This is a genomic window from Cupriavidus necator (genome assembly GCF_016127575.1).
Classification (GTDB): Bacteria; Pseudomonadota; Gammaproteobacteria; order Burkholderiales; family Burkholderiaceae; genus Cupriavidus; species Cupriavidus necator_D.
Genome location: NZ_CP066018.1, coordinates 2,711,455 through 2,736,567, shown reverse-complemented (window position 1 = coordinate 2,736,567; position 25,113 = coordinate 2,711,455). Strand labels below are relative to the sequence as shown.

Sequence of the window (25,113 nt, the reverse complement as noted above, 5' to 3'; positions counted from 1 at the left end):
GCCCCCTTCCGGTGTGACTTACAGTGCCGCCAGCACAGCGTCACCCATCTCGCGGGTGCCGACCTGCTTGCAACCCGGCGTCAGGATATCGCCGGTGCGGTAGCCCTGGGCCAGCACCTTCTTGACGGCGTTCTCGATGCGGTCGGCCTGCTCGGCGCGGTTCAGCGAGTAGCGCAGCATCATCGCCGCCGACAGGATTGTCGCCAGCGGGTTGGCCACGCCCTTGCCGGCGATGTCGGGTGCAGAGCCGTGCGACGGTTCGTACAGGCCCTTGTTGTTGGCATCCAGCGACGCCGACGGCAGCATGCCGATCGAGCCGGTCAGCATGGCGGCCTCGTCCGACAGGATGTCGCCGAACATATTGCCGGTGACGATCACGTCGAAGCTCTTGGGCGCCTTGACCAGCTGCATGGCCGCGTTGTCGACGTACATGTGCGACAGTTCGACCTCCGGGTACTCCTTGTGCACCTCGATCACGATGTCCTTCCAGAACTGGAAGGTCTCGAGCACGTTGGCCTTGTCGACGCTGCACAGCTTCTTGCCGCGCTTGGCCGCGGCCTGGAACGCCACGTGGGCGATGCGGCGGATTTCGGGCTCGCTGTAGCGCATGGTGTCGAAGCCTTCGCGCGCACCCTTGAACAGGCCGTCCGGCGCTTCGCGCACGCCGCGCGGCTGGCCGAAGTAGATGTCGCCGTTCAGTTCGCGCACGATCAGGATGTCGAGGCCGGCCACCAGCTCGGGCTTCAGGCTCGAAGCGCCGGTCAGCTCCGGATAGCAGATTGCCGGGCGGAAGTTGGCGAACAGCTGCAGGTGCTTGCGCAGGCCCAGGATGGCCTGCTCCGGGCGCAGCGGACGATCCAGGCTGTCGTACTTCCAGTCGCCGACGGCACCGAACAGGATGGCGTCGGCTTCCTTGGCCAGCTTCAGGGTGTTCTCCGGCAGCGGATGGCCTTCGGCCTCGTAGCCGGCGCCGCCCACCGGGGCGGTTTCCAGTTCGAACTTCTCGTCGAGCGCGTTCAGGACCTTGACGGCCTCCGCGACGATTTCGGGACCGATGCCGTCACCCGGCAGGACTGCGATCTTCATTGTTGTCTTTCCTCGTTGAGTCTTATCCGACCAGGCGGTTGTTCAGCCACGGCATCTTGGCCACGCGCTCGGCCTCATAGGCCTTGATCTTGTCGGCATGGCGCAGCGTCAGGCCGATATCGTCGAAGCCGTTCAGCATGCAGTACTTGCGGAACGGGGCGATGTCGAACTCATACGCCTGGCCGCCCGCCGTCAGCACCACCTGCTTGTCCAGGTCGATGGTCAGCTTGTAGCCGTTGAAGGCGTTGGTCTCGTTGAACAGGTGGTCGACCTGCTGTTCGGTCAGCACCACCGGCAACAGGCCGTTCTTGTAGCAGTTGTTGAAGAAGATGTCGGCAAAGCTGGGCGCGATCACGGCGCGGAAGCCGTATTGCGTCAGCGCCCACGGTGCGTGCTCGCGCGAGCTGCCGCAGCCGAAGTTGCGGCGCGCCAGCAGGATCGACGCACCCTGGTAGCGCGGCTGGTTCAGCACGAAGTCCGGGTTCAGCGGACGCTTGCTGTTGTCCATGCCGGGCTCGCCGACGTCCTTGTAGCGCCACTCGTCGAACAGGTTGGGGCCGAAGCCGGTGCGCTTGATCGACTTCAGGAACTGCTTCGGGATGATGGCGTCGGTATCGACGTTCTCGCGGTCGAGCGGGGCTACGAGGCCGCTATGTACGGTGAACTTGTCCATGTTCTCTTTCCTTGCTTCTTCAGCCCAGCTTGCGGATATCGACGAAATGGCCTTCGATGGCTGCGGCCGCTGCCATCGCCGGGCTCACCAGGTGGGTGCGCCCGCCCGCGCCCTGGCGGCCTTCGAAGTTGCGGTTCGAGGTCGACGCGCAACGCTCGCCAGGATCGAGGCGGTCGGCATTCATGGCCAGGCACATCGAGCAGCCCGGCTCGCGCCATTCAAAGCCCGCGGCCTTGAAGATCTTGTCCAGGCCTTCGCGCTCGGCCTGTTCCTTGACCAGGCCCGAGCCCGGCACCACCATCGCCAGCTTCACGTTGCCGGCGACCTTGCGACCGAGCTTCTGCACCACCCACGCGGCGGCGCGCATGTCTTCGATGCGGCTGTTGGTGCACGAACCGATGAAGACCTTGTCGATATTGATGCTCTCGACCGGCACGTTGGGCTGCAGGCCCATGTATTCGAGCGCGCGCTCCATCGCGTTGCGCTTGTTCGGGTCCTTCTCCTTCTCGGGATCCGGCACGCGGTCTTCGATGCTGATCACCATTTCTGGCGAGGTACCCCAGGTCACCTGCGGACGGACGTCCTCGGCGCGCAGCTCGACCACCTGGTCGAACTTGGCCCCGGCATCCGAATGCAGCGTGCGCCAGTAGGCCACGGCCTGCTCCCACTCCACGCCCTGCGGCGCGTAGGGGCGGCCCTTCACGTATTCGAGCGTGACGTCGTCCACCGCCACCAGGCCGGCGCGCGCGCCCGCCTCGATGGCCATGTTGCAGACCGTCATGCGGCCTTCCATGGTCAGGTCGCGGATGGCCGAGCCGGCGAACTCGATGGTGTAGCCGGTGCCGCCCGCGGTGCCGATCTTGCCGATCACGGCCAGCACGATGTCCTTGGCGGTGCAGCCGCGCGGCAGCTTGCCTTCCACCTTGACCAGCATGTTCCTGGCCTTCTTGCCCAACAGCGTCTGGGTAGCCAGCACATGCTCAACTTCCGAGGTGCCGATGCCATGCGCGAGCGCGCCAAACGCGCCATGCGTGCTGGTATGCGAGTCCCCGCACACCACCGTCATGCCCGGCAGCGTGGCGCCCTGCTCCGGCCCGATCACGTGCACGATGCCCTGGCGGTGGTCGTTCATCTTGAACTGGGTGATGCCGTAGCTGTCGCAGTTGGCATCCAGCGTATCGACCTGCAGCTTCGACACCGGATCGGCAATGCCGTGGCTGCGGTCGGTGGTCGGCACGTTGTGGTCCGACACGGCCAGGTTGGCGCTGATGCGCCATACCGGACGCTCCGCCAGCTTCAGCCCTTCGAACGCCTGCGGGCTGGTCACTTCATGCAGCAGGTGGCGGTCGATGTAGAGCAGCGTGGTGCCGTCTTCCTCGACGTGGACGGTGTGGTCATCCCAGAGTTTGTCGTAGAGCGTCTTGGCCATGATGCGATGGCGGGCCGGAAGACCGATCCTTTGCAGGAGTGGTCCGCGGTGACCGCGCGGTAGTTTGCAGGGGTTTTATTCGCTTCGGTCGCGGTGGCGAGCGGGTGGCGATAGCGATAATCGCGCCGGAAGCCGCCTGAAGCGAGCGTTATTTCAAGCGTTGCCGCAATGCTTGACTTGGCAATTGATTATGCCACAGGGGGTGTGGCGGTCAGCCCCCTGCCCGGCCCGGGCAGCGGCTGCAATGTAATGTGATTGGCGAAAGGGGGATTTCGCGGATGGCGAAAAGGAAAAGGCCGCGGCCCGCCAGGCGGGGCCGCGGCCTCTTGGGATCAGCCGCCCAGGTAGGCGGCCTTGATCCGGTCGTTTGCCAGCAGGTTGGCGCCGGTATCGGCCAGCACCACCTTGCCGGTTTCGAGCACATAGCCGCGGTCCGCGACCTGCAGTGCCTTGTTGGCGTTCTGCTCGACCAGGAACACAGTGACGCCTTCGTCACGAATGGTGCGGATGATGTCGAAGATCTGCGCGATGATCAGCGGCGCCAGACCGAGCGTGGGCTCGTCCAGCAGCAGCAGGCGCGGCCGGCTCATCAGCGCGCGGCCGATCGCCAGCATCTGCTGCTCGCCGCCCGACATGGTGCCGGCCCGCTGGCTGGCGCGCTGGTTCAGGCGCGGGAACAGCTTGAACACGTGCTCGATGCCCGCCTCGATCTCGTCGCGCCTGGCGAAGAACGCGCCCATCTTCAGGTTCTCCAGCACCGTCAGGCTCGGGAACACGCGCCGGCCCTCGGGCGAGATCGCGAGCCCCAAGCGCATGATCTCGTGCGTGGACCGGTTGGTGATGTCCTGCCCTTCGAACGTCACGCGCCCGCTGGACGCGCGCGGCGTGCCGCACACGGTCATCATCAGCGTCGTCTTGCCGGCGCCGTTGCTGCCGATCAGGGTGACGATCTCCCCCTTGTTGACTTCGATCGATACGCCCGACAGCGCCTCGACGGCGCCGTAGTGGGTATGGACCTGTTCCAGCTTCAGCATCAGTCCTCTCCCAGGTAGGCCTTGATCACGCGCGGGTCGTTGCGCACTTCCTCAGGCGCGGCCGTAACGATCGGCTTGCCGTGCTCCATCACCAGGATGCGGTCGGACACGCCCATCACCAGGCTCATGTCGTGCTCGATCAGCAGCACGGCAATGCCGAACTCGCGCCGCAGCTGGTCGATCAGCTGCTGCAGCTCGATCTTCTCCTGCGGGTTCAGGCCGGCCGCCGGCTCGTCCAGCATCAACAGGCGCGGCTTGGTGATCATGCAGCGCGCGATCTCCAGCCGGCGCTGGTGGCCGTACGACAGCGTGCCCGCCTCGCGGTTGGCCACCGAGGTCAGCCCCATGCGTTCAAGCCAGACCGCGGCGCGCTCCAGCGCCTCGCGCTCGGCGCGGCGGTAGGCCGGCGTGGCGAACAGGCCGCGCAGGATGCCCGCCTGCACCTGGCGGTGCTGCGCCACCAGCAGGTTTTCCACCACCGTCAGCGACTTGAACAGGCGGATGTTCTGGAAGGTCCGCACCAGGCCCTTGCGCGCTACCTGGTGGCTGGGCAGGCCGGCGATGGCGTGGCCGTCCAGCGTGACCTCGCCCGCGGTGGGCTTGTAGAAGCCGCCCACGCAGTTGAACACCGTGGTCTTGCCGGCGCCATTAGGGCCGATGATGGCGAAGACCTCGTCGCTGCGCACATTGAAATCAATACCGTCCACGGCCAGCAAGCCGCCGAAGCGCATCTGCAGGCCGGAGACTTTCAGCAAATCCGCGCTCATTTCGGCAACTCCACGTGGGGACGGCTCGCGGGCAGCAGGCCCTGCGGACGCCACATCATCATCAGCACCATCACCAGGCCGAAGATCAGCATGCGATATTCGGCAAAACCGCGCGCCACCTCGGGCAGCACCGTCAGCAGGATCGCCGCCAGGATCACGCCCAGCTGCGAACCCATGCCGCCCAGCACCACCACGGCGAGGATCAGCGCCGACTCGATGAAGGTGAACGATTCCGGATTGACCAGGCCCTGGCGCGCCGCGAAGAAAGCGCCGCCGATGCCGGCGAACGAAGCTCCCAGCGTGAACGCCGACAGCTTGATGCGGGTCGGGTTCAGGCCCAGCGAGCGGCACGCGATCTCGTCGTCGCGCAGCGCTTCCCAGGCGCGGCCCATCGGCATGCGGATCAGGCGGCTGGTGACGAACAGCGTGAAGCCCACCAGCAGCAGCGCCAGCAGGTACAGGAAGATCACCATGTGCTGGCCGCTGTAGTCCCAGCCCAGCAGGTCATGAAAGGTCTTGGCGCCCTCCACGCTCGCGCTGCGCGCCATCTCGATGCCGAACACGGTCGGCTTCGGGATGCCGGACACGCCATCCGGGCCGCCGGTCAGGCTGGTCAGGTTGTTGGCCAGCAGGCGGATGATCTCGCCGAAGCCAAGTGTCACGATGGCCAGGTAGTCGCCGCGCAAACGCAGCACCGGGAAACCCAGCAGGAAGCCGAAGGTGGCCGACATCGCGGCGGCGATCGGCAGGCATTCCCAGAAGCCCAGCCCGAAATACTGGTTGAGCAGCGCGTAGGTGTAGCCGCCGATGGCGTAGAAGCCGACATAGCCCAGGTCGAGCAGGCCGGCATAGCCCACCACGATATTCAGGCCCAGGCCCAGGATCACGTAGATCAGCGCCAGCGTGGCCACGTCGACCGCGCCGCGCGAGCCGAAGAACGGCCACACCAGCCCGACCGCCAGCAGCATCCATACCGCCGCGCGCTGCTGCCGGGCGCCCAGCTGCGGCACCGCCGGCAGGCGCACCGCGCTGCCGGCGCGCGACAGCAGCGGCTTGAACAGCTGGAACAGGAAGACCGCCGCCACGGCGATCCACACCGGCCGCCAGTGCGGCTCCAGCACGACCTTGTAGCCTTCCAGCTTGAGCTGCAGGCCCAGGATGGGAATGGTCAGGATGGCCGTCATCACGGCGGCCGTGATCGCATTCTTGAGCGATTGTCCCGGTGCGGCGCCGCGTGCGGCGGCCTTGCCCGCGGGCATCGCGGAAACGTTGTTGGTCATGTCTCGTCCTCTTTCAGACCTTTTCGACGTCAGGCTTGCCGAGCAGCCCGGTCGGACGGAACAGCAGCACCAGCACCAGCAGGCTGAACGCAACCACGTCCTTGTACTCGGCCGGCATATAGCCCGAGGCGAAGGTCTCCGCCAGGCCCAGCAGCACGCCGCCGAGCATCGCGCCCGGGATGCTGCCGATGCCGCCCAGCACCGCCGCGGTAAAGGCCTTGATGCCGGCGATAAAGCCGATAAAGGGATTGAGCTTGCCGATGGTCAGCCCGATCAGCACGCCGCCCACCGCCGCCAGCATCGCACCCAGCACGAAGGTGAACGAGATCACCTTGTTGGTGTCGATGCCGAGCAGGTTGGCCATGCGCATGTCTTCGGCGCAGGCTCGGCAGGCACGGCCCATGCGCGAACGGCCGATAAACAGCGTCAGCGCGATCATCAGCACCAGCGTCACGCCGACGATCAGCAGGCGCGAGTACGGCACCGTCACGGTGAAGTCACTGCCCATCTGGAACTCGATGGCGCCCGAGATCAGCACCGGCACCGACACGTCGCGTGCGCCCTGCCCGATCTGGACATAGTTCTGCAGGAAGATCGACATGCCGATGGCCGAGATCAGCGGCACCAGCCGCGGTCCGCCGCGCAAGGGCCGGTATGCCACCCGCTCGACCGCATAGCCGTACACCCCAGTGACCAGCACCGAGACCAGCAAGGCGGCGCCCAGCACCAGCGGCAGGGGGTAGCCTGCCTGGGCGCCGATCGCGGTGAGCGTGACCAGGCCGACATAGGCACCGATCATGTAAATCTCGCCGTGCGCGAAATTGATCATGCCGATGATGCCGTAGACCATTGTGTAGCCGATGGCGATCAGCGCATAGATCGCACCCAGCGTCAGGCCGTTGACCAGCTGCTGGGTGAACTGTGGAAGGAATTCATTCATTGGGGAAGCCTCAGGAACTTGAAGCCCGATACCAGAACGCCCCGCCCGGGGTCCGGGCGGGGCGTGTGCGTGGAAAAGCTCCGGCTTAGTTGGCGGCCGTCTTGCTGGCGTCCTTGTGCCAGGTGTAGACCACGAACTTGAAGGACTTCAGGTCGCCCTTGTCGTCGTACTCGACCTTGCCGATCGGGGTGGTGAAGGCGTTCTTGTGCATGTACGCCGCGACCTTGGTCGGGTCGGTGCTCTTGGCGCCGGCAATGGCGTCGCCGATGATCTTGACGGCGGCATAGGCCGGCATCTGGAACGGACCGTTGGCGTCACGCTTCTTGTCGGCAAAGGCCTTCACCAGCGCGGCGTTGGCCGGGTCGGCCGAGAAGTCTGCCGGCAGCGTCACCAGCATGCCTTCCGAGGACGGGCCGGCGATCGCCGTCACGTCCTTGTTGCCCACGCCCTCGGGGCCCATGAACGCGGCCTTCACGCCCTGCTCGCGCGCCTGGCGCAGCAGCAGGCCCATTTCCGGGTGGTAGCCGCCGAAGTAGACGAAGTCCACGCCCTGCGACTTGAGCTTGGTGATGACGGCGGAGTAGTCCGAATCGCCGGCGTTGATGCCTTCGAACACGGCGACCGGGATCTTGGCGGCTTCCAGGTCCTTCTTCACCGAGCTGGCGATGCCCTGGCCGTACGACTGCTTGTCGTGCAGCACCGCGACCTTCTTCGGCTTGACCTTGCCGATGATGTACTGGGCGGCGGCCGGGCCCTGCTGGTCGTCGCGGCCGATGGTGCGGAAGATGTACTTGCGCTTCTTGGTCTCGGTCAGCTGCGGTGCGGTCGCCGACGGCGTGACCATGACGATCCCTTCGTTCTCGTAGATGTCCGAAGCCGGGATGGTCGAGCCCGAGCACACATGGCCGATCACGTACTTGATGTTCTGGCTGACGATCTTGTTGGCAACTGCCACGGCCTGCTTCGGCTCGCAGGCGTCGTCCATCATCACCACTTCGAACTTGTTGCCGCCGGCGCCGCCGTTGGCATTGAGTTGTTCGATCGCGGTCAGCGCACCGGCCTTGACCATGTCGCCATACTGCGCCACCGAGCCGCTCATCGGGCCGGCAATGGCGATCTTCACGGTTTCGGCGTTGGCAGCGGCGCCAAGGGTGGCCAGCACGGCGGCCAGCGAGATGGACGTAAGACGGGACAGCGTCATCAGGAGCTCCTCGATTTATGTTTGGGTCAACCGGGCAGAAACGGTGTGACCTGCGCAATCGAACAACACCCGCGGACTACGAATAAAGACGCCCGAGACGCGGAAGACGGGCCTGCAAGGGAGAGACAGCTTATGCGGGGCCCGGCATGTGTCAGTCCCGCTGAGGTACGGGGACCAAGGTTCGGAAAGACAACGTTTGATGCGTTCTCTATTGCGCAAGCGATTCGCCTGCCCCGCTTGCCGCACCGCATGCCGGAAGGGTGGCCCGGCTGCCGTCGGCAAAGCAGCCCGCATTATAGGGTCAAATTTCCTGCCGTAGGCGAAAATCGCACAACAAATGCGGAACTGAATTGACAGACTGAGACACAATTCTCCGCAAATTGCCGTTCTCACCACTTATCCGGCAATTTCCTGCTCCCTGCCCTGCTGCGACGCACAAGGCACTCCGGCCCAGAAACACAAACGCCCCGGCGGGCCGGGGCGTTTGTGATTGCTGCATCGCGCAGCCGGATGACAAGCCAGCGATCAGCGCTTGGCAACGTCCGGCACGTCGCGGGTAGCTGCGCCAACGAACAGCTGACGCGGACGACCGATCTTGTATTCCGGATCGGTAATCATCTCTTCCCACTGCGAGATCCAGCCCGGGGTGCGGGCCAGCGCGAAGATGCAGGTGAACAGCGAGGTCGGGATGCCCAGCGCGCGCTGGACGATGCCCGAGTAGAAGTCCACGTTCGGGTACAGCTTGCGGCTGACGAAGTACTCGTCTTCCAGCGCGATCTTTTCCAGCTCCATGGCCAGCTTGAACAGCGGGTCGTTGTGCAGGCCCAGCTCTTCCAGCACTTCGTGGCAGGTTTCGCGCATCAGCTTGGCGCGCGGATCGTAGTTCTTGTACACGCGGTGGCCAAAGCCCATCAGGCGCACGCCCGAGTTCTTGTCCTTGACCTGCTTGATGAACTCGTTGATGTTGTCGACGCTGCCGATTTCTTCCAGCATCTTCAGCGCGGCTTCGTTGGCGCCGCCGTGGGCCGGGCCCCACAGGCAGGCCACGCCGGCGGCAATGGCTGCGAACGGGTTGGTGCCCGACGAACCGGCCAGGCGCACGGTCGAGGTCGACGCGTTCTGCTCGTGGTCTGCGTGCAGGATGAAGATGCGGTCCAGCGCGCGCTCCAGCACCGGGTTCACGGTGTACGGGGCGCACGGCGTGCCGAACATCATGCGCATGAAGTTGCCCGAGTAGGACAGGTCGTTCTGCGGGTAGATGTACGGCTGGCCGATGTTGTACTTGTACGCCATGGCGACCAGGGTCGGCATCTTGGCGATCAGGCGGATGGCCGAGATCTCGCGCTGGTGCGGATCGTCGATGTCCATCGCGTCGTGGTAGAACGCGCTCATGGCACCGACCATGCCGGTCAGCACGGCCATCGGGTGCGCGTCGCGGCGGAAGCCGCGCATGAAGAACTGCATCTGCTCGTGAACCATGGTGTGGTTCATCACGTGGCCGACGAATTCTTCCTTCTGCTTGGCGTTGGGCAGTTCGCCCTTGAGCAGCAGGTAGCAGGTTTCGAGGTGGTCGCACTTCTGCGCCAGTTGCTCGATCGGGTAGCCGCGGTACAGCAGTTCGCCCTTGTCACCGTCGATATAGGTGATCTTGGAATTGCACGAAGCCGTCGACATGAAACCGGGGTCGTAGGTGAACTTACCGGTCTGTCCGTACAGCTTGCGAATGTCGATTACGTCCGGGCCAACGGTACCCGTGTAGATCGGCAGCTCAACGCTGGGGGAACCATCGGAGAACGATAGCGTGGCTTTCACATCGGACGGCGTCATGTCGGATCCTTCAAATGCTGTGAATAATAATGTTGACCAAAACTCAGACCGTACGCAGCAGGGTGATCACTCGCTGCATCGGGGGCGTGTCGAGCTCACCGTCCAGTTCCTTGCGCGCAAGGAGCAGGTCCATCAACTCGTTGTCGCTGAGTTCGAACAGCTCGCTCAACGAAGCCACGTCCTCGTCGGACAGGCTCTCCTCGTAACGGTTGAAAAAACGTTCGACGATGATGTCGTTCTCCAGCAGACCGCGGCGGGCGCGCCAGCGCAGACGTGCGCGCTTGTGCGGGTCGGCCTGATGGGAGAAGGTGGTGGCAGGACTCTCAGTCATGGCTTCCTACTTTCGGCGCGCCAGCCAGATATAGCCGCTCTGGCTGACGCGCCGCTTACTACTGCAGACAGCCGCAGGCTCAGACCGCGCGGCGGACCATCAGCTCCTTGATCTTGCCGATGGCCTTGGTCGGGTTCAGACCCTTCGGGCACACATCGACGCAGTTCATGATGCTGTGGCAGCGGAACAGGCGGTACGGGTCGTTCAGGTTGTCCAGGCGCTCGTTGGTGGCCTGGTCGCGGCTGTCCGCGATGAAGCGGTAAGCCTGCAGCAGGCCGGCGGGGCCGACGAACTTGTCCGGGTTCCACCAGAACGACGGGCACGACGTCGAGCAGCTGGCGCAGAGAATGCACTCGTACAGGCCATCCAGCTCGTCACGCTCTTCCGGCGACTGCAGGCGCTCTTTCTCGGGCGGCGGCTCGTCGTTGATCAGGAACGGCTTGATCGAGTTGTACTGCTTGAAGAAGTTCGTCATGTCGACGATCAGGTCGCGCACCACCGGCAGGCCGGGCAGCGGACGCAGCACGATGCGGTCCGGCAGCTCGCGCATATTGGTCAGGCAGGCCAGGCCGTTCTTGCCGTTGATGTTCATCGCGTCCGAGCCGCACACGCCTTCGCGGCACGAACGGCGGAACGAGATGGTCTCGTCCAGCTTCTTCAGCTTGACCAGCGCGTCCAGCAGCATGCGCTCGTGACCGTCCAGCTCGACCTCGTAGGTCTGCATGCGCGGTGCCGCATCCTTGTCCGGATCGTAGCGGTAGACTTCGAAAATACGCTTCATTTCTGTGGGTCCTGTTGTCTCTACGATGCGGTGCTCAGAAGGTACGGGCCTTCGGCGGCACGCTTTCCACCGTCAGCGGTTCCATCTTCACCGGCTTGTAGTCGAGGCGGTTGCCTTCGCTGTAGAACAGCGTGTGCTTGAGCCAGTTCTGGTCGTCGCGATTCGGGAAGTCGCTGTGCGCGTGGGCACCGCGCGATTCCTTGCGGGCGGCCGCCGAGATCATGGTGGCCTTGGCCACTTCCACCAGGTTGGCCACTTCGAGGGCTTCCACCAGCGCGGTGTTGAAGACCTTGGACTTGTCCTTCAGGTGGATGTTGTCGGCACGCTGCGACACTTCCAGGATGCGCTCGACGCCTTCGTCCATCAGCTTCTGGGTACGGAACACGCCGGCATGCGACTGCATGTTCTTGCGGATGTCGTTGGCAACGTCCTGCGTGTACTCGCCCGAGGACGACGACTGCAGCTTGGCCAGGCGCGACAGCGCCAGGTCGGCGGCGTCGGCCGGCAGCGGCTTGTGCTCTTTCTGCTTCAGGTTCTGGGCGATGATGTGGTTGCCGGCGGCGCGGCCGAACACCACCAGGTCCAGCAGCGAGTTGGTGCCCAGGCGGTTGGCGCCGTGCACCGACACGCACGAGCATTCGCCGATCGCGTAGAAACCGTTCAGGACTTCGTTCGGGTTGCCGTTCTTAGGCACCACGACCTGGCCGTGATAGTTGGTCGGGATACCGCCCATCTGGTAGTGGATGGTCGGGACCACCGGGATCGGTTCCTTGATCGCGTCGACGTTGGCGAACTTCATGCCGATTTCGCGGATCGACGGCAGGCGCTTCATGATGGTCTCGGCACCGACGTGGGTCAGGTCGAGCAGCACGTAGTCGCCGTTCGGGCCGCAGCCGCGGCCTTCCTTGATTTCCTGGTCCATCGAGCGCGAGACGAAGTCACGCGGCGCCAGGTCCTTCAGCGTCGGGGCATAGCGCTCCATGAAGCGCTCGCCGTCCTTGTTGCGCAGGATACCGCCTTCGCCGCGCACGCCTTCGGTGATCAGCACGCCCGCGCCGGCCACGCCGGTCGGGTGAAACTGCCAGAACTCCATGTCTTCCAGCGGCACGCCTGCGCGCGCTGCCATGCCCAGGCCGTCACCGGTGTTGATGAAGGCGTTGGTGGAAGCTGCATAGATACGGCCGGCACCGCCGGTCGCGAACAGCGTGGTCTTGGCTTCGAGGATGTAGACCTCGCCGGTTTCCATTTCCAGCGCGGTCACGCCCAGCACGTCGCCGTCCTGGTCGCGGATCAGGTCCAGCGCCATCCACTCGACGAAGAAGTGGGTCTTGGCGCGCACGTTGCGCTGGTACAGCGTGTGCAGCAGCGCGTGGCCGGTACGGTCAGCCGCGGCGCAGGCGCGCTGCACCGGCTTTTCACCGTAGTTGGCGGTGTGGCCGCCGAACGGACGCTGGTAGATGGTGCCGTCGGGGTTGCGGTCGAACGGCATGCCGAAGTGTTCGAGCTCGTACACGACCTTCGGGGCTTCACGGCACATGAACTCGATGGCGTCCTGGTCACCCAGCCAGTCCGAGCCCTTGATGGTGTCGTAGAAGTGGTAGTGCCAGTTGTCTTCGCTCATGTTCCCCAGCGAAGCGCCGATGCCGCCCTGTGCCGCCACCGTGTGCGAGCGCGTCGGGAACACCTTGGACAGCACGGCCACGTTCAGGCCGGCTTCCGCGAGCTGGAGGGATGCGCGCATCCCGGCGCCGCCAGCACCGACGATGACCACGTCGAAACGGCGACGCGGCAATCCAGTCTTGACTGCGACCATTTATTACACCCTCCAGAGAATCTGAGCAGCGTAGCCCGCGCAACCGACGAGCCACAGAATCGTAAGAACTTGCAGCACGAGGCGAACCGCCATCGGACGCACATAGTCCATCCAGATGTCGCGCACGCCGATCCAGGCGTGATACAGCAGCGACAGGATGGTCAGGAACGTGATGATCTTCATCCACTGGTTGGAGAAGAGCCCTGCCCACGCTTCATACGAAGCGCCGTTCGACAGCAGGAAGGCAATGGCCAGGACCACGGTGAAGACCACCATGATCACGGCCGTGACGCGCTGCGCCAGCCAGTCTTTCAGGCCGTAGTGCGCACCGACGACAAGACGCTTGGGACCGATATTATTGTTTGCCACCTTGATTCTCCTCAGAACAGGCCGAACAGCTTCAGGCCGAAAATCAGGGTAAGCAGCAGGCTCACAACCAGCACGCCGATGGCAGACTTGGCCGAGGCCGGCTTGGAAACGCCGACGTGCACATCCAGCAGCAGGAAACGGATACCCGCGCAGAAGTGATGCAGATAACCCCAGATCAGGACCAGCAGAACCAGCTTGACGAAGCCACCGGACAGAAGCGCCGAGAACTTTGCGAAGCTCAGTTCCGAAGTTATGCTCTGCTCAAACAGATACAGGACGAAGGGAAGGAGGAGGAACATCAGTGCACCGCTCACGCGATGCAGGATGGATACCTTGCCGGCCCAGGGCAACCGGTAGCGCGCAATCTGCGCGATACCGATATTCCGGTACTCCGGCCTGGCTTGTTTGACGGCTTCAGCCATGCGAGACCCCATTTGCGGTAAACAAAAAACGAAACTGCCACTGCCCTGCATGCAACGGGATGCATTAGGGCAAATCCATGAGATTTTAGCGCCTTTGTTGCGCGCTGCACCAATAATTTTCAGCTATCAGGCACCAACAGGTGCCGCCCGACAATCGCACACCAATCACATCCGGCGGGCAATCCAGCGCAACATTAGCCGCGCCGCGCAACAGCCCGCACCGTCATGACGAAAGCCACAATAATCAACGCCAGCGGGCGCATCATGCCATGCGCCGGCGTCAGCTCAGGTCGTTCTGGTAATAGTGCCGCGTAGTCACGTACAGCCCGCGGCGCACTTCGACGGGGCGGTCGCCATAGGTGTACGACACCCGCTCGACTGACAGCAGCGGCGAGCCTACCGGGACAGACAGCAACTCGGCCGCGGTTTCATCGGCAGGCACGGCGCGGATCTTCTCCGAGGCGCGGATCATGCGCGTACCGAACTCGGCCTCGAACAATGCATACATGGGGCCCTTCCACTCGGTCAGCTTTTCAGCGGTGAGGCCCTTGAAGTTGGCGCCGAGCAGCCAGATTTCATCCAGCACGGTCGACTCGCCCGAGAAATTCAGCACGCGGCGGATCTGCACCACGCTGTCGCCGGTGCGGATGTCGAGCAGCCGGGCAATTTCGGCGGGGGCGCGCAGGCGCTTGCATTCCAGCACGCGGCTGGCGCCATAATGGGGTTCGCCTTCGTCCGGGACGAGGCGCAGGAAGCGGAACTTGACCACGTCTTCATGGTGCGTGGTCACGAAAGTGCCCTTGCCCTGCCGGCGCGCCACCAGGTTCTCGGCGGCGAGTTCATCGATGGCCTTGCGCACCGTGCCCTGGCTGACCTTGTAGCGCGAGGCCAGCTCCATTTCGCTGGGGATCATCTCGCCGGGCTTCCATTCGCCGGATTGCAGGCTGCGCGTGATCAGCGCCTTGATCTGCTGGTAGAGCGGACTGAAGGTGGGCGACGGCACGGACTGCAGACCAGAGGCGGGACCAGATTGCGGGGCCGCCTGCGGCACAGGCGCGGGCGGCGAAGAAGGCGGCTGCGCCCCGGCGCCAGGCGTGGCGGCGCCAGATTCCGGCGCGCCGGGTGCGGCTGCGCCAGTCAGGGACGTAGGCAGGGAGGACATAGCGGGATTTCACCACAAAAGGGCAAGATACGTCCAGCCTTACGTTAATTGTCTTATGTCTTATATAAGACATATGAGTTGACATCACGGGAGGCCCGGCCTACACTCGCGCTGGTCCACGCCCGCGATGGCCCCAGGCACGCCAGCAGCAGTCAGGATACCGGAATGTGTCGGCCCGGCAGAATCTCGGCAGCGCTCCGGTCTGGAAATGGCGCCACGCTTCGCAGTAGACTAACGCTTTGTTGCATCACCATGACCCGTTGTGGCTCTCCCTCACCGGTTCCGCCCCGTGGCCCCGCCACCTGGCTCCGGCGGACGGCCGCTCCCCGCTGTGGCGACAACCAGCACCCGGTGACCCGCCGCACCCCTTGTTACGGCAACGGCATGCCACCGACCGGCTTCCCCCCTTCTATCGTTTGGAGATTTACTCATGGCTAAAGCCCCAATGCGCGTCGCAGTGACCGGCGCCGCTGGCCAGATCGGCTACTCCCTGCTGTTCCGCATCGCCAATGGCGACATGCTGGGCAAAGACCAGCCGGTCATCCTCCAACTGCTCGACCTCCCGCAAGCCCAGCAAGCCGTCAAGGGCGTGGTGATGGAACTGGAAGACTGCGCGTTCCCGCTGCTGGCCGGCGTGGTCATCACCGACGACCCCAAGGTTGCCTTCAAGGACGCCGACGTGGCCCTGCTGGTTGGCGCCCGTCCGCGCAGCAAGGGTATGGAGCGCAAGGACCTGCTCGAAGCCAATGCCCAGATCTTCACGGTGCAGGGCAAGGCGCTGGACGAAGTCGCCAGCCGCAACGTCAAGGTGCTGGTGGTCGGCAACCCGGCCAACACCAACGCCTACATCGCCATGAAGTCGGCACCGAACCTGCCGCGCGAGAACTTCACCGCGATGCTGCGCCTGGACCACAACCGTGCCCTGTCGCAAATCGCCGCCAAGACCGGCAAGCCGGTGTCGTCGATCGAGAAGCTGTTCGTGTGGGGCAACCACAGCCCGACCATGTACGCCGACTACCGCTATGCCACCGTCGACGGCAAGAGCGTCAAGGACCTGATCAACGACCCGGTGTGGAACAACGACGTGTTCCTGCCGACCGTCGGCAAGCGCGGCGCCGCCATCATCGAAGCGCGTGGCCTGTCGTCGGCTGCTTCGGCCGCCAACGCTGCCATCGACCACGTGCGCGACTGGGTGCTGGGCACCAACGGCAAGGTCGTCACCATGGGCATCCCGTCGAACGGTGAATACGGCATCCCGGCCGACACCATGTTCGGCTACCCGGTGACCACCGCCAACGGCAAGTACGAGATCGTCAAGGGTCTGGAGATCGACGCCTACAGCCAGGAAAAGATCAATATCACCCTGAACGAACTGGAAGAAGAAAAGGCCGGCGTGCAGCACCTGCTGGGCTGATCCTCCGATCGCTCGAGGAAAGACCGGGGTTCCGCAACGATTCACGAATCAGTGCGGACCCCGGTTTTTTAATATCCAGGGGCTACGATGTCCCCTTGCTCTCCCCCCTCAACCCAAACCGGTCCGAATCAACGTGCATCCTTCCGAGGTCTTGTTCCAGGGCGAAGCCATCCCGGTCCAGTTGCCGGTGTGTGACCACTACGCGGGCAGCGAAAAGCTGATGCGCAAATCGCTTGCCCTGCAACAAGAGCTTGGCCCGGTCTTCGACATCACCTTCGACTGCGAGGACGGCGCCGCCGTCGGCCGTGAGAGCGAGCATGCCGAGCTGTGCGCGCAGCTGGTCAACAGCCCGCTCAATGCCCACAATCGCGTCGGCGTGCGCATCCATGACCCGGCCCACCCGAACTGGCGCGAGGACGTCGACGTGCTGGTGCGCGCCGCCGGCGCGCGCCTGGCCTATGTGGTGGTGCCCAAGGTCAGCGACGTGGTCGAGGTTGCGCGCGTGACCGATCATGTCAACCAGGTGGCGCGCAATGCCGGCATCGCCCGGCATATCCCGATCCATGTGCTGGTCGAGACCCACGCCGCGCTGGAACAGGCCTTCGATATTGCCGCGCTGGTGCAGGTGGAATGCCTGAGCTTCGGCCTGATGGACTTTGTCTCGGCCCATCATGGCGCCATCCCGGGCGAAGCCATGCGCTCCCCACAGCAATTCGAACACCCGCTGATCCGCCGCGCCATGCTGGAGATCTCCGCCGCCTGCCACCGCCACGGCAAGGTGCCGTCGCACAACGTCAGCACCGACGTGCAGGCGCCGCAGCGCGCCGGCGACGATGCGCTGCGCGCGCGCAGCGAGTTCGGCTACCTGCGCAAATGGAGCATCCATCCGGGCCAGATCGCGCCGATCGTGGCGGCGTTCCGCCCCGGTGCCGAAGAAATCGGCGCGGCCAGCCAGATCCTGCTGGCCGCGCACGAGAACAGCTGGGCCCCGATCCGCCACGAGGGCCAGCTGCACGACCGCGCCAGCTACCGCTACTACTGGTCGCTGCTGCAGCGCGCGCAGGCCACCGGCACGCCGCTGCCGGCCAATGTGGAGGCATTGTTTTTCGCCTGAAGCCGATACCCGTACCAAAAACAAACAGGGCAGCGCCCAAGGAGACACGGATGTCCGCCTCGAAGTTCGCCGCACCCGACGCTGCACCCGACGCCACGGCCAGCGAGCCGGCCGCGCCCCGGGTCAAGAAATCCGTCGCCCTGTCGGGCGTGACCGCCGGCAATACCGCGCTGTGCACCGTCGGCCGCACCGGCAACGACCTGCACTACCGCGGCTACGACATCCTCGACATCGCCGAGACCTGCGAGTTCGAGGAAATCGCCCACCTGCTGGTACACGGCAAGCTGCCGACCAAATCCGAACTGGCCGCCTACAAGGCCAAGCTCAAGAGCCTGCGCGGCCTGCCCGCCAATGTGAAGGCCGCGTTGGAATGGGTGCCCGCCAGCGCCCACCCGATGGACGTGATGCGCACCGGCGTGTCGGTGCTGGGCACCGTGCTGCCGGAGAAGGAAGACCACAACACCCCGGGCGCGCGCGACATTGCCGACCGGCTGATGGCCAGCCTCGGCTCGATGCTGCTGTACTGGTACCACTACAGCCACAACGGCCGCCGTATCGAAGTCGAAACCGACGATGACTCCATCGGCGGCCACTTCCTGCACCTGCTGCACGGCGAGAAGCCGTCGGCGCTGTGGGAGCGCGCCATGCACACCTCGCTCAACCTGTACGCCGAGCACGAGTTCAACGCCTCGACCTTCACCGCCCGCGTGATCGCCGGCACGGGCTCGGACATGTATTCGTCGATCAGCGGCGCCATCGGCGCGCTGCGCGGCCCCAAGCACGGCGGCGCCAATGAAGTCGCGTTCGAGATCCAGAAGCGCTACGACAACCCCGACGAGGCCCAGGCCGACATCACGCGCCGCGTCGGGAACAAGGAAGTCGTGATCGGCTTCGGCCACCCGGTGTACACCACCGGCGACCCGCGCAACCAGGTGATCAAGGAAGTGGCGAAGAAGCTGTCTAAGGATGCCGGCTCGATGAAGATGTTCGACATCGCCGAGCGCCTGGAAACGGTGATGTGGGACATCAAGAAGATGTTCCCGAACCTGGACTGGTTCAGCGCGGTGAGCTACCACATGATGGGCGTGCCGACGGCGATGTTCACGCCGCTGTTCGTGATCGCGCGTACTTCGGGCTGGGCCGCGCACATTATCGAGCAGCGCATCGACAACAAGATCATCCGCCCGAGCGCCAACTACACCGGTCCGGAGAACCTGAAGTTCGTGCCGATCGGCAAGCGCAAGTGAAGCGGGGCCAACTAGCCCCCGTCGATAATGTAACCAAAGACCAGAGCACTACGCCGCTCTGGGCAAATCGTAGAGAATAGCGGCGGAAATTGTCCCGGCGCCGCCCGGTTTGACGGCGGCGAATGAAACATAAATCGATTTCAGTATCCGAAAGGCACTCACAATATGAAACATCTTGTCCTTGCCGCCTGCATCGGCGCATTCAGCCTGACCACCGCCACCGCCGTGATGGCGCAGGAACCCGCCAAGAAGACCACCAGCAAGAAGGCTTCGACCAAGAAGAAGGCGGCCGCCGGAACCGCCGCAGCGGCCGGCGCTGCTGCCGCGGTCACCCCGAACGGCGAAAAATGGCAGTGTGAACTGGGCAACAACCTGTATATCGCCGGCGACATGCTGCGCGACGAAGTCCTGACCGTGCACTGGCAAGGCAAGGACTACAAGCTGCCGCGCCAGGCCACGGTGACCGGCGCCGACCGCTACTATGACGCCCGCACCGGCCTGGACCTGGTGGTGATCCCGAGCAAGGCCATGCTGTTCAACAAGAACCTGGGCCAGCGCCTGGCCGACGACTGCCAGAGCGCCGCCATGCAGGCCGGCGCCGCGGCCCCTACCCAGGCCGGCGGCCTGCGCGCCCCGGCCACCACCCCGCTGCTGGTCACGCCCCCGGGCGGCCCGACGCAGGTGCCGGAAGGCGCCCAGCAATCCGCAGCACCCAAGCAGTAAGTCCGTACCGGGGCGCTGGCGGCCGCTGAATTCCGGCCGCCAGCGCCCTTTTTTGCCTTGCCGGACGGCCAATCCCGGGTGGGCATGCTGTCGGGCCGGCGCCGTCGCGGCCGGCGGGTTGCCGAGCCGGGTGGCGCCAAAGCCGCGCGGCGGTTAGAGTATGCAGTTGCAGTGCGCTGCCGGCCTCGGACCGCGGTCAAATGCCGCGGCAGCGCACCGGGGTCTCGATTCAGGTCCGAGCCAAATGCCATCGCATCATCCTTCGATCGGAGTACGGCAATGCCCCACAACCTCAAGAACACGCTAAAAGAATTCAAGATCGGCTCTTCCGGCAAGGGCCAGTATTACTCCCTGCCCCAGTTGGGCGAGGAGCTGGACGTGGCAGTCGGGCGACTGCCGGTGTCGATCCGCGTGGTGTTGGAATCGGTGCTGCGCAACTGCGACGGCAAGAAGGTCACCGAAGAGCACGTCAGGCAACTTGCCAACTGGAAGCCGAACGCCGAGCGCGTCGACGAAATTCCCTTCGTGGTGGCCCGTGTGGTCTTGCAGGACTTTACCGGCGTGCCGCTGCTGGCCGACCTCGCCGCGATGCGCAACGTCGCCGAGAAGATGGGCAAGAACCCCAAGAAGATCGAGCCGCTGGTGCCGGTGGACCTGGTGGTCGACCACTCGGTGCAGGTCGACCATTTCCGCGAAAAGAAGGCGCTGGACCTGAACATGCAGCTGGAATTCCAGCGCAACAACGAGCGCTACCAGTTCATGAAGTGGGGCATGCAGGCGTTCGATACCTTCGGCGTGGTGCAGCCGGGCTTCGGCATCGTGCACCAGGTCAACCTGGAATACCTGGCCCGCGGCGTGCACAAGAAAGACGGCGTCTACTACCCGGACACCCTGGTCGGCACTGACTCGCACACCACCATGATCAACGGCATCGGCGTGGTGGGCTGGGGCGTCGGCGGCATCGAGGCCGAGGCCGGCATGCTGGGCCAGCCGGTCTATTTCCTGACGCCGGACGTGGTTGGCGTGGAGCTGAAGGGCCGCCTGCGCGAAGGCGTCACCGCCACCGACCTGGTGCTGACCATCACCGAGATGCTGCGCAAGGAGAAGGTCGTCGGCAAGTTCGTCGAGTTCTTCGGCGAAGGCACCGCCAGCCTGGCCCTGCCCGACCGCGCCACCATCGGCAACATGGCGCCGGAATACGGCGCCACCATGGGCTTCTTCCCGGTGGACGAGAAGACCATCGACTACTTCAAGGGCACCGGCCGCACCGAAGAGGAAATCGCCGCGTTCGAGGGCTATTTCCGCGCACAGAAGATGTTCGGCATTCCCAGGGCCGGCGAGATCGACTACAGCAAGGTGGTGACGCTGGACCTGGGCACGGTGGCGCCGTCGCTGGCGGGCCCGAAGCGTCCGCAGGACCGCATCGAGATCGGCAACGTCAAGAGCACCTTCGCCTCGCTGTTCAGCAAGCCGGTGGCCGAGAACGGCTTCAACAAGGAGGCGGCCGACCTGGACCGCGCCTACACCACCACCGACGGCCTCGAGGTGAAGAACGGCGACGTGCTGATCGCCGCGATCACGTCCTGCACCAACACCTCCAACCCGAGCGTGCTGCTGGGCGCCGGCCTGCTGGCCAAGAAGGCGGTGGAAGCCGGCCTGACGGTGGCGCCGCACATCAAGACCTCGCTGGCCCCGGGCAGCCGCGTGGTGACTGAATACCTGACGGCCGCCGGCCTGCTGCCGTACCTGGAAAAGCTGGGCTTCGGCGTGACCGCCTATGGCTGCACCACCTGCATCGGCAACGCCGGCGACCTGACGCCCGAGCTGAACGAGGCCATCACCAGGAACGACCTCGTGGCCGCTGCCGTGCTGTCGGGCAACCGCAATTTCGAGGCCCGCATCCACCCGAACATCCGTGCCAACTTCCTGGCCTCGCCGCCGCTGGTGGTGGCCTACGCCATCGCCGGCAATGTCACGCGCGACCTGATGACCGAGCCCGTGGGCAAGGGCAAGAAGGGCCGCGACATCTACCTGGGCGATATCTGGCCGACCTCGGAAGAAATCCACGCACTGATGAAGTACGCGATGGATGCCAAGACCTTCAAGGGCAACTACGAACAGGTCAAGAAGCCGAGCAAGCTGTGGGCCGGCATCAAGGGCACCAAGGGCCAGGTCTACGACTGGCCCAAGTCGACGTACATCGCCGAGCCGCCCTTCTTCCAGGACTTCAGCATGCAGCCCGCCGCCACCAGCGCCAGCGTGCGCGGCGCGCGTGCGCTGGGCATCTTCGGCGATTCGGTGACGACCGACCACATCTCACCGGCCGGATCGATCAAGGACACCTCGCCCGCGGGCAAGTACCTGCTGTCGCACGGCGTGCTGAAGGCCGACTTCAACAGCTACGGTTCGCGCCGCGGCAACCATGAAGTCATGATGCGCGGCACCTTCGCCAACGTGCGCATCAAGAACCTGATGATCCCGCCCAAGGCCGACGGCTCGCGCGTGGAAGGCGGCATCACGCTGCACCAGCCCACCGGTGACGAAATGTCGATCTACGATGCCGCCATGAAGTACGTGGCCGAGGGCACGCCCACGGTGGTGTTCGGCGGCGAAGAGTACGGCACCGGCTCGTCGCGCGACTGGGCCGCCAAGGGCACGCAGCTGCTGGGCGTGAAGGCCGTGGTGGCACGCAGCTTCGAGCGCATCCACCGCTCCAACCTGGTCGGCATGGGCGTGCTGCCGCTGCAGTTCAAGGGCAACGACAGTGCGCAGACGCTGGGCATCACCGGCAACGAGACCTTCGATATCGAAGGCATCGAGGGCGACCTGAAGCCGCAGCAGGACGTGGTGCTGGTGATCCATCGCGCCAATGGCGACGTGCAGCGCGTGCCGGTGCTGTTGCGCATCGATACGCCGATCGAGGTCGACTACTACAACCACGGCGGCATCCTGCCGTTCGTGCTGCGCCAGCTGCTGGCCGCCTGAGATCCACCTGAGGCGCCCGCAGCCTGCCAAGGCTGACGCCGCCTGCCCGGGCCCCGTTGCGGGGCCCGGGCAGGCGGCGTTTTTCATTGAGGTCCTGCGCCCCTTGCATCACCCCGAACGAAGCCGGGCGCGTGTAAGTTCCACGCAAGCCAGTGCTGCCACACTGTGTTGCACAAGAACAGCGGTCGCACGACCGGAAGCCGGGTCCGCCCGGCATCATCCAGAATCAGGAGACACCATGGTTAAGATCCTTATCGCATTCGTCGTGGTTGCCGGCGCGGCCCTCTACCTGCTGACCAAGGGCGGCAGCGACGTTTCCATGTCCGGCGAGTCGCACAGCGTCGAAAGCCACGCGCCCGCGGCCCCTGCCGCCTCCGCTCCGGCCCAGAAATAAAGCCACACGCCCGGGCGCGTCCGCACACGCTGCACGCATATAGCGGCCTGCGTGTCAACGCAACGAGTAGAATACCGTTTTACGCATAAACGGACGGTTTCTTTCTATGGCAGGTTTTCGCCCCAAGGCTTCCCCACGACTCTCCCCTGACGCCGAGCGTCTGGTGGCCGATGCGCTCGCCCTCGACGCTTCGGGCAGCCGCATGGAGGACGCGTACTGGGAACGGCGGCTCTCGCAGCGCCTGGGCCGCCTGCTGAAGAACGGGAGCCAGACCGCGCTCGACGCGGCGCTGGAACACCTGTTCAAGCACAATGCAGACGCCTCCGACGTGCTGGCCGAGCAGGCCGAGACGCTCGCCGAATCCGCCACCATTGAGGTCGACGGCCAGCGCCATGACGCGCTGCTGATCGCCGCCCCGATCCTGGCGCACACGCGCTACGCCATTCCCTCCGGCTCGCTCAAGCCGGAGCTGGCGCAAACGTTGGCGGTGCACTTGCAGGCACATGTGCTGGCCACCGGGACCAAGGTCTCGCTGTCGCCCTACCTATACAGCATCGACCAGCTGCCGCGCACGCACAGCGACACCTTTGCGCTGACGCACAAGCTGTCCGCGGCCGCCCTGGCCGGCACGGTACCCAAGGTCGACTTGCGCGACCTGCCCGAGACCGCGCCGATCCTGGCCGATCCGCGCTACCTGCTGGCCGTGGTGGTGGCTCCGCACGAGCAGGCGCTGTTCCGCTGGCAGGAAGACGCCAAGGAGCACCACGCCGAGCGCTCGACCTGCCTCGACCAGTGGCGCACCCAGGTGCAGCCGTCGGTGGCGCTGCTGCTGCCGGGCTGCGAGTTCGAGCTGCTGCTGCCCGACGCATTCTTCCTGTCCTGCCGCGAGTCCGACAAGAGCATCCGCCCGCTGACCGTGCGCGCCGCGGTCAACTACCTGTGCGGCACGCTCGACATCTCCGCCGGCCAGCTGGCCGCCGTGGTGGCTGCCTTCGGCGAGGAAGTGGTCGAGGAATACCGCGTGGGCTTCACCATGCGCGGCGAGAAGGATGTGATCTACGGCATCGTGTGGCCGGTCTACGGCCGCGAAGCCGGCGAGGTCGATGCCGACGAAAAGGGCAACCCGCTCGAGCAGATCTGCGAGGAACTGCGCAACGCCGGCGTAGAAGACATCTTCCGCCACGCCGCGCTGTTCGATCCGGAATACTGCGAGGACTGCGGCACGCCGCTGTACGCGGACCGCAACGGCGAGATCGTGCATGCCGAACTGCCCGAGGACGCCCCGACGCAGCAGCCGCTGTTCCACTGACGCGCCCGGCTGCGCCTGGCAAAAAGACGGCCCGCATGCGCGGGCCGTTTTCATTGGCGAGCCGCTCAGGCGCGCTGGCGCTCGCTGACGCAGCGCCACAAGCCGTGGCCCGATGCCCCGTACTTGCGCTCGAACGGCGTCATCGGTTGCGCCGGGGCCCACGCCTCTACCCGCGCCGGGCGCCCGACCAGTGCTAGCGCCTGGGCAAACTCATCGATATAGATGCGCCAGTTGCTGCGGCACTCCAGATAGTCGCCGCAGGCGGCCAGCGCCGGGAACACCGCATGCCCCTGCCAGCGCCGCCCCAGGTGGCCGATCTTGGGCCACGGGTTCGGGTACAGCACGTAGTGGCGCGCCACCGGCACGGCCTCGGCCTGCAGCAGGCGCCACACATCGACCAGGTCGGCCCGCGCCCAGCAGAAGTTGGCTGGCATCGGCGCCTCGCCCCACCAGTCCTTGCCGGCGGCCAGGCGCTTCTCGGACTGGTCGATGCCGATCACGAAGTGGTCCGGGAACGCTGTGGCCAGCCGCAGCGTGCTTTCGCCCACGCCGCAGCCCGCATCCAGGATCAGCGGCGCACCGCCGGCCTGCTGCCAGCTTTGCAGCGCCGCGCCGAGCTCGCGCCGGCTGGCTTCGCCGATGGGCTTGCGGAACGGCTCGGCCAGGTGGCGCGCGACGCGCGCGGCCAGGTGTTCGTGGACATCGGCCTGGGCCGAGACAATGGTGCGGGAATTGGCAAACATGGGCGCCATTCTAACGGCGCCGTCCCGCATCGGCTTGCCTGCCCGCGCCAAAGGCTGCAACCAAGCCAC

Annotated in this window: 23 protein-coding genes; 7 read left to right on the top strand and 16 right to left on the bottom strand. The window is 65.1% G+C overall.

Going from position 1 to position 25,113, the window contains the following annotated elements:
• Window positions 1-18 precede the first annotated feature (18 nt).
• The 15 genes from leuB to I6H87_RS12700 all read right to left on the bottom strand — a co-directional run bounded on the left by leuB (window position 19) and on the right by I6H87_RS12700 (window position 15,115).
• Window positions 19-1,086 (bottom strand): 3-isopropylmalate dehydrogenase, encoded by a 1,068-nt coding sequence (leuB, locus tag I6H87_RS12770; RefSeq protein WP_010814629.1) that lies wholly within the window; start codon window positions 1,084-1,086, stop codon window positions 19-21.
• 22 nt (window positions 1,087-1,108) lie between these two features.
• Window positions 1,109-1,759, bottom strand: coding sequence for a 3-isopropylmalate dehydratase small subunit (gene leuD / locus I6H87_RS12765; protein ID WP_010814628.1), 651 nt, complete (start codon window positions 1,757-1,759; stop codon window positions 1,109-1,111).
• Between the two features lie 19 nt (window positions 1,760-1,778).
• Window positions 1,779-3,188: a 3-isopropylmalate dehydratase large subunit gene (gene leuC / locus I6H87_RS12760; RefSeq protein ID WP_010814627.1), complete on the bottom strand. Its 1,410-nt coding sequence runs from the start codon at window positions 3,186-3,188 to the stop codon at window positions 1,779-1,781.
• A gap of 332 nt (window positions 3,189-3,520) precedes the next feature.
• Entirely contained in the window at window positions 3,521-4,222 is a 702-nt protein-coding gene (locus I6H87_RS12755) for an ABC transporter ATP-binding protein (RefSeq protein ID WP_010814626.1), read from the bottom strand.
• Window positions 4,222-4,989 carry a high-affinity branched-chain amino acid ABC transporter ATP-binding protein LivG gene (gene livG, locus I6H87_RS12750; RefSeq protein ID WP_010814625.1) on the bottom strand — a complete coding sequence of 256 codons (768 nt, stop codon included), beginning with the start codon at window positions 4,987-4,989 and terminating at the stop codon, window positions 4,222-4,224. The genes I6H87_RS12755 and livG overlap by 1 nt, the downstream gene beginning before the upstream one ends.
• Complete coding sequence (locus tag I6H87_RS12745) at window positions 4,986-6,269, bottom strand: high-affinity branched-chain amino acid ABC transporter permease LivM (protein ID WP_011615744.1); 1,284 nt, start codon at window positions 6,267-6,269, stop codon at window positions 4,986-4,988. Before I6H87_RS12745 ends, livG begins: the two co-directional genes overlap by 4 nt.
• Window positions 6,270-6,282: 13 nt before the next feature.
• On the bottom strand, window positions 6,283-7,209 hold the full coding sequence (gene livH, locus I6H87_RS12740) for a high-affinity branched-chain amino acid ABC transporter permease LivH (protein ID WP_010814623.1): 927 nt from the start codon (window positions 7,207-7,209) through the stop codon (window positions 6,283-6,285).
• Between the two features lie 85 nt (window positions 7,210-7,294).
• Window positions 7,295-8,410 carry a branched-chain amino acid ABC transporter substrate-binding protein gene (locus I6H87_RS12735; RefSeq protein WP_011615745.1) on the bottom strand — a complete coding sequence of 372 codons (1,116 nt, stop codon included), beginning with the start codon at window positions 8,408-8,410 and terminating at the stop codon, window positions 7,295-7,297.
• A 525-nt stretch (window positions 8,411-8,935) separates the two neighbouring features.
• Entirely contained in the window at window positions 8,936-10,237 is a 1,302-nt protein-coding gene (gltA, locus tag I6H87_RS12730) for a citrate synthase (protein ID WP_010814621.1), read from the bottom strand.
• A gap of 43 nt (window positions 10,238-10,280) precedes the next feature.
• On the bottom strand, window positions 10,281-10,568 hold the full coding sequence (locus tag I6H87_RS12725; RefSeq protein WP_010814620.1) for an FAD assembly factor SdhE: 288 nt from the start codon (window positions 10,566-10,568) through the stop codon (window positions 10,281-10,283).
• 79 nt (window positions 10,569-10,647) lie between these two features.
• Complete coding sequence (locus I6H87_RS12720; RefSeq protein ID WP_010814619.1) at window positions 10,648-11,349, bottom strand: succinate dehydrogenase iron-sulfur subunit; 702 nt, start codon at window positions 11,347-11,349, stop codon at window positions 10,648-10,650.
• A 34-nt stretch (window positions 11,350-11,383) separates the two neighbouring features.
• Window positions 11,384-13,162 carry a succinate dehydrogenase flavoprotein subunit gene (gene sdhA / locus I6H87_RS12715; RefSeq protein ID WP_010814618.1) on the bottom strand — a complete coding sequence of 593 codons (1,779 nt, stop codon included), beginning with the start codon at window positions 13,160-13,162 and terminating at the stop codon, window positions 11,384-11,386.
• 3 nt (window positions 13,163-13,165) lie between these two features.
• Window positions 13,166-13,531, bottom strand: a complete 366-nt coding sequence (sdhD, locus tag I6H87_RS12710; RefSeq protein WP_010814617.1) for a succinate dehydrogenase, hydrophobic membrane anchor protein — start codon at window positions 13,529-13,531, stop codon at window positions 13,166-13,168.
• A gap of 11 nt (window positions 13,532-13,542) precedes the next feature.
• Window positions 13,543-13,953 carry a succinate dehydrogenase, cytochrome b556 subunit gene (gene sdhC / locus I6H87_RS12705; RefSeq protein ID WP_010814616.1) on the bottom strand — a complete coding sequence of 137 codons (411 nt, stop codon included), beginning with the start codon at window positions 13,951-13,953 and terminating at the stop codon, window positions 13,543-13,545.
• Between the two features lie 280 nt (window positions 13,954-14,233).
• Window positions 14,234-15,115 carry a GntR family transcriptional regulator gene (locus tag I6H87_RS12700; RefSeq protein ID WP_011615746.1) on the bottom strand — a complete coding sequence of 294 codons (882 nt, stop codon included), beginning with the start codon at window positions 15,113-15,115 and terminating at the stop codon, window positions 14,234-14,236.
• Between the two features lie 430 nt (window positions 15,116-15,545).
• Between I6H87_RS12700 and I6H87_RS12695 the strand changes: the two genes are divergently transcribed.
• The 7 genes from I6H87_RS12695 to I6H87_RS12665 all read left to right on the top strand — a co-directional run bounded on the left by I6H87_RS12695 (window position 15,546) and on the right by I6H87_RS12665 (window position 24,301).
• Window positions 15,546-16,529: a malate dehydrogenase gene (locus I6H87_RS12695; RefSeq protein ID WP_010814614.1), complete on the top strand. Its 984-nt coding sequence runs from the start codon at window positions 15,546-15,548 to the stop codon at window positions 16,527-16,529.
• Between the two features lie 133 nt (window positions 16,530-16,662).
• Complete coding sequence (locus I6H87_RS12690) at window positions 16,663-17,643, top strand: HpcH/HpaI aldolase/citrate lyase family protein (protein WP_010814613.1); 981 nt, start codon at window positions 16,663-16,665, stop codon at window positions 17,641-17,643.
• Between the two features lie 50 nt (window positions 17,644-17,693).
• Window positions 17,694-18,890, top strand: coding sequence for a bifunctional 2-methylcitrate synthase/citrate synthase (prpC, locus tag I6H87_RS12685; protein WP_011615747.1), 1,197 nt, complete (start codon window positions 17,694-17,696; stop codon window positions 18,888-18,890).
• Window positions 18,891-19,055: 165 nt separating this feature from the next.
• On the top strand, window positions 19,056-19,613 hold the full coding sequence (locus tag I6H87_RS12680; protein ID WP_010813536.1) for a hypothetical protein: 558 nt from the start codon (window positions 19,056-19,058) through the stop codon (window positions 19,611-19,613).
• A gap of 279 nt (window positions 19,614-19,892) precedes the next feature.
• Window positions 19,893-22,598, top strand: a complete 2,706-nt coding sequence (gene acnA / locus I6H87_RS12675; RefSeq protein WP_011615748.1) for an aconitate hydratase AcnA — start codon at window positions 19,893-19,895, stop codon at window positions 22,596-22,598.
• Window positions 22,599-22,836: 238 nt separating this feature from the next.
• The gene (locus I6H87_RS12670) at window positions 22,837-22,992 is read left to right on the top strand and encodes a hypothetical protein (RefSeq protein ID WP_010813538.1); all 156 of its coding nucleotides are present in this window, start codon (window positions 22,837-22,839) and stop codon (window positions 22,990-22,992) included.
• 106 nt (window positions 22,993-23,098) lie between these two features.
• Window positions 23,099-24,301, top strand: a complete 1,203-nt coding sequence (locus I6H87_RS12665; protein WP_010813539.1) for a DUF2863 family protein — start codon at window positions 23,099-23,101, stop codon at window positions 24,299-24,301.
• A gap of 65 nt (window positions 24,302-24,366) precedes the next feature.
• Here I6H87_RS12665 and trmB read toward each other — a convergent pair whose 3' ends face one another.
• On the bottom strand, window positions 24,367-25,053 hold the full coding sequence (gene trmB, locus I6H87_RS12660; RefSeq protein ID WP_010813540.1) for a tRNA (guanine(46)-N(7))-methyltransferase TrmB: 687 nt from the start codon (window positions 25,051-25,053) through the stop codon (window positions 24,367-24,369).
• Window positions 25,054-25,113: the final 60 nt, after the last annotated feature.

Coding starts and splice junctions, on each gene's coding strand:
- livH (WP_010814623.1), bottom strand. CDS start 7,209: ATGAATGAATTCCTTCCACAGTTCACCCAGCAGCTGGTCAACGGCCTG.
- I6H87_RS12745 (WP_011615744.1), bottom strand. CDS start 6,269: ATGACCAACAACGTTTCCGCGATGCCCGCGGGCAAGGCCGCCGCACGC.
- I6H87_RS12755 (WP_010814626.1), bottom strand. CDS start 4,222: ATGCTGAAGCTGGAACAGGTCCATACCCACTACGGCGCCGTCGAGGCG.
- leuC (WP_010814627.1), bottom strand. CDS start 3,188: ATGGCCAAGACGCTCTACGACAAACTCTGGGATGACCACACCGTCCAC.
- I6H87_RS12725 (WP_010814620.1), bottom strand. CDS start 10,568: ATGACTGAGAGTCCTGCCACCACCTTCTCCCATCAGGCCGACCCGCAC.
- I6H87_RS12680 (WP_010813536.1), top strand. CDS start 19,056: ATGAAACATCTTGTCCTTGCCGCCTGCATCGGCGCATTCAGCCTGACC.
- livG (WP_010814625.1), bottom strand. CDS start 4,989: ATGAGCGCGGATTTGCTGAAAGTCTCCGGCCTGCAGATGCGCTTCGGC.
- acnA (WP_011615748.1), top strand. CDS start 19,893: ATGCCCCACAACCTCAAGAACACGCTAAAAGAATTCAAGATCGGCTCT.
- I6H87_RS12665 (WP_010813539.1), top strand. CDS start 23,099: ATGGCAGGTTTTCGCCCCAAGGCTTCCCCACGACTCTCCCCTGACGCC.
- gltA (WP_010814621.1), bottom strand. CDS start 10,237: ATGACGCCGTCCGATGTGAAAGCCACGCTATCGTTCTCCGATGGTTCC.
- prpC (WP_011615747.1), top strand. CDS start 17,694: ATGTCCGCCTCGAAGTTCGCCGCACCCGACGCTGCACCCGACGCCACG.
- trmB (WP_010813540.1), bottom strand. CDS start 25,053: ATGGCGCCCATGTTTGCCAATTCCCGCACCATTGTCTCGGCCCAGGCC.
- I6H87_RS12700 (WP_011615746.1), bottom strand. CDS start 15,115: ATGTCCTCCCTGCCTACGTCCCTGACTGGCGCAGCCGCACCCGGCGCG.
- I6H87_RS12695 (WP_010814614.1), top strand. CDS start 15,546: ATGGCTAAAGCCCCAATGCGCGTCGCAGTGACCGGCGCCGCTGGCCAG.
- leuD (WP_010814628.1), bottom strand. CDS start 1,759: ATGGACAAGTTCACCGTACATAGCGGCCTCGTAGCCCCGCTCGACCGC.
- leuB (WP_010814629.1), bottom strand. CDS start 1,086: ATGAAGATCGCAGTCCTGCCGGGTGACGGCATCGGTCCCGAAATCGTC.
- I6H87_RS12735 (WP_011615745.1), bottom strand. CDS start 8,410: ATGACGCTGTCCCGTCTTACGTCCATCTCGCTGGCCGCCGTGCTGGCC.
- I6H87_RS12670 (WP_010813538.1), top strand. CDS start 22,837: ATGGTTAAGATCCTTATCGCATTCGTCGTGGTTGCCGGCGCGGCCCTC.
- sdhC (WP_010814616.1), bottom strand. CDS start 13,953: ATGGCTGAAGCCGTCAAACAAGCCAGGCCGGAGTACCGGAATATCGGT.
- I6H87_RS12720 (WP_010814619.1), bottom strand. CDS start 11,349: ATGAAGCGTATTTTCGAAGTCTACCGCTACGATCCGGACAAGGATGCG.
- sdhA (WP_010814618.1), bottom strand. CDS start 13,162: ATGGTCGCAGTCAAGACTGGATTGCCGCGTCGCCGTTTCGACGTGGTC.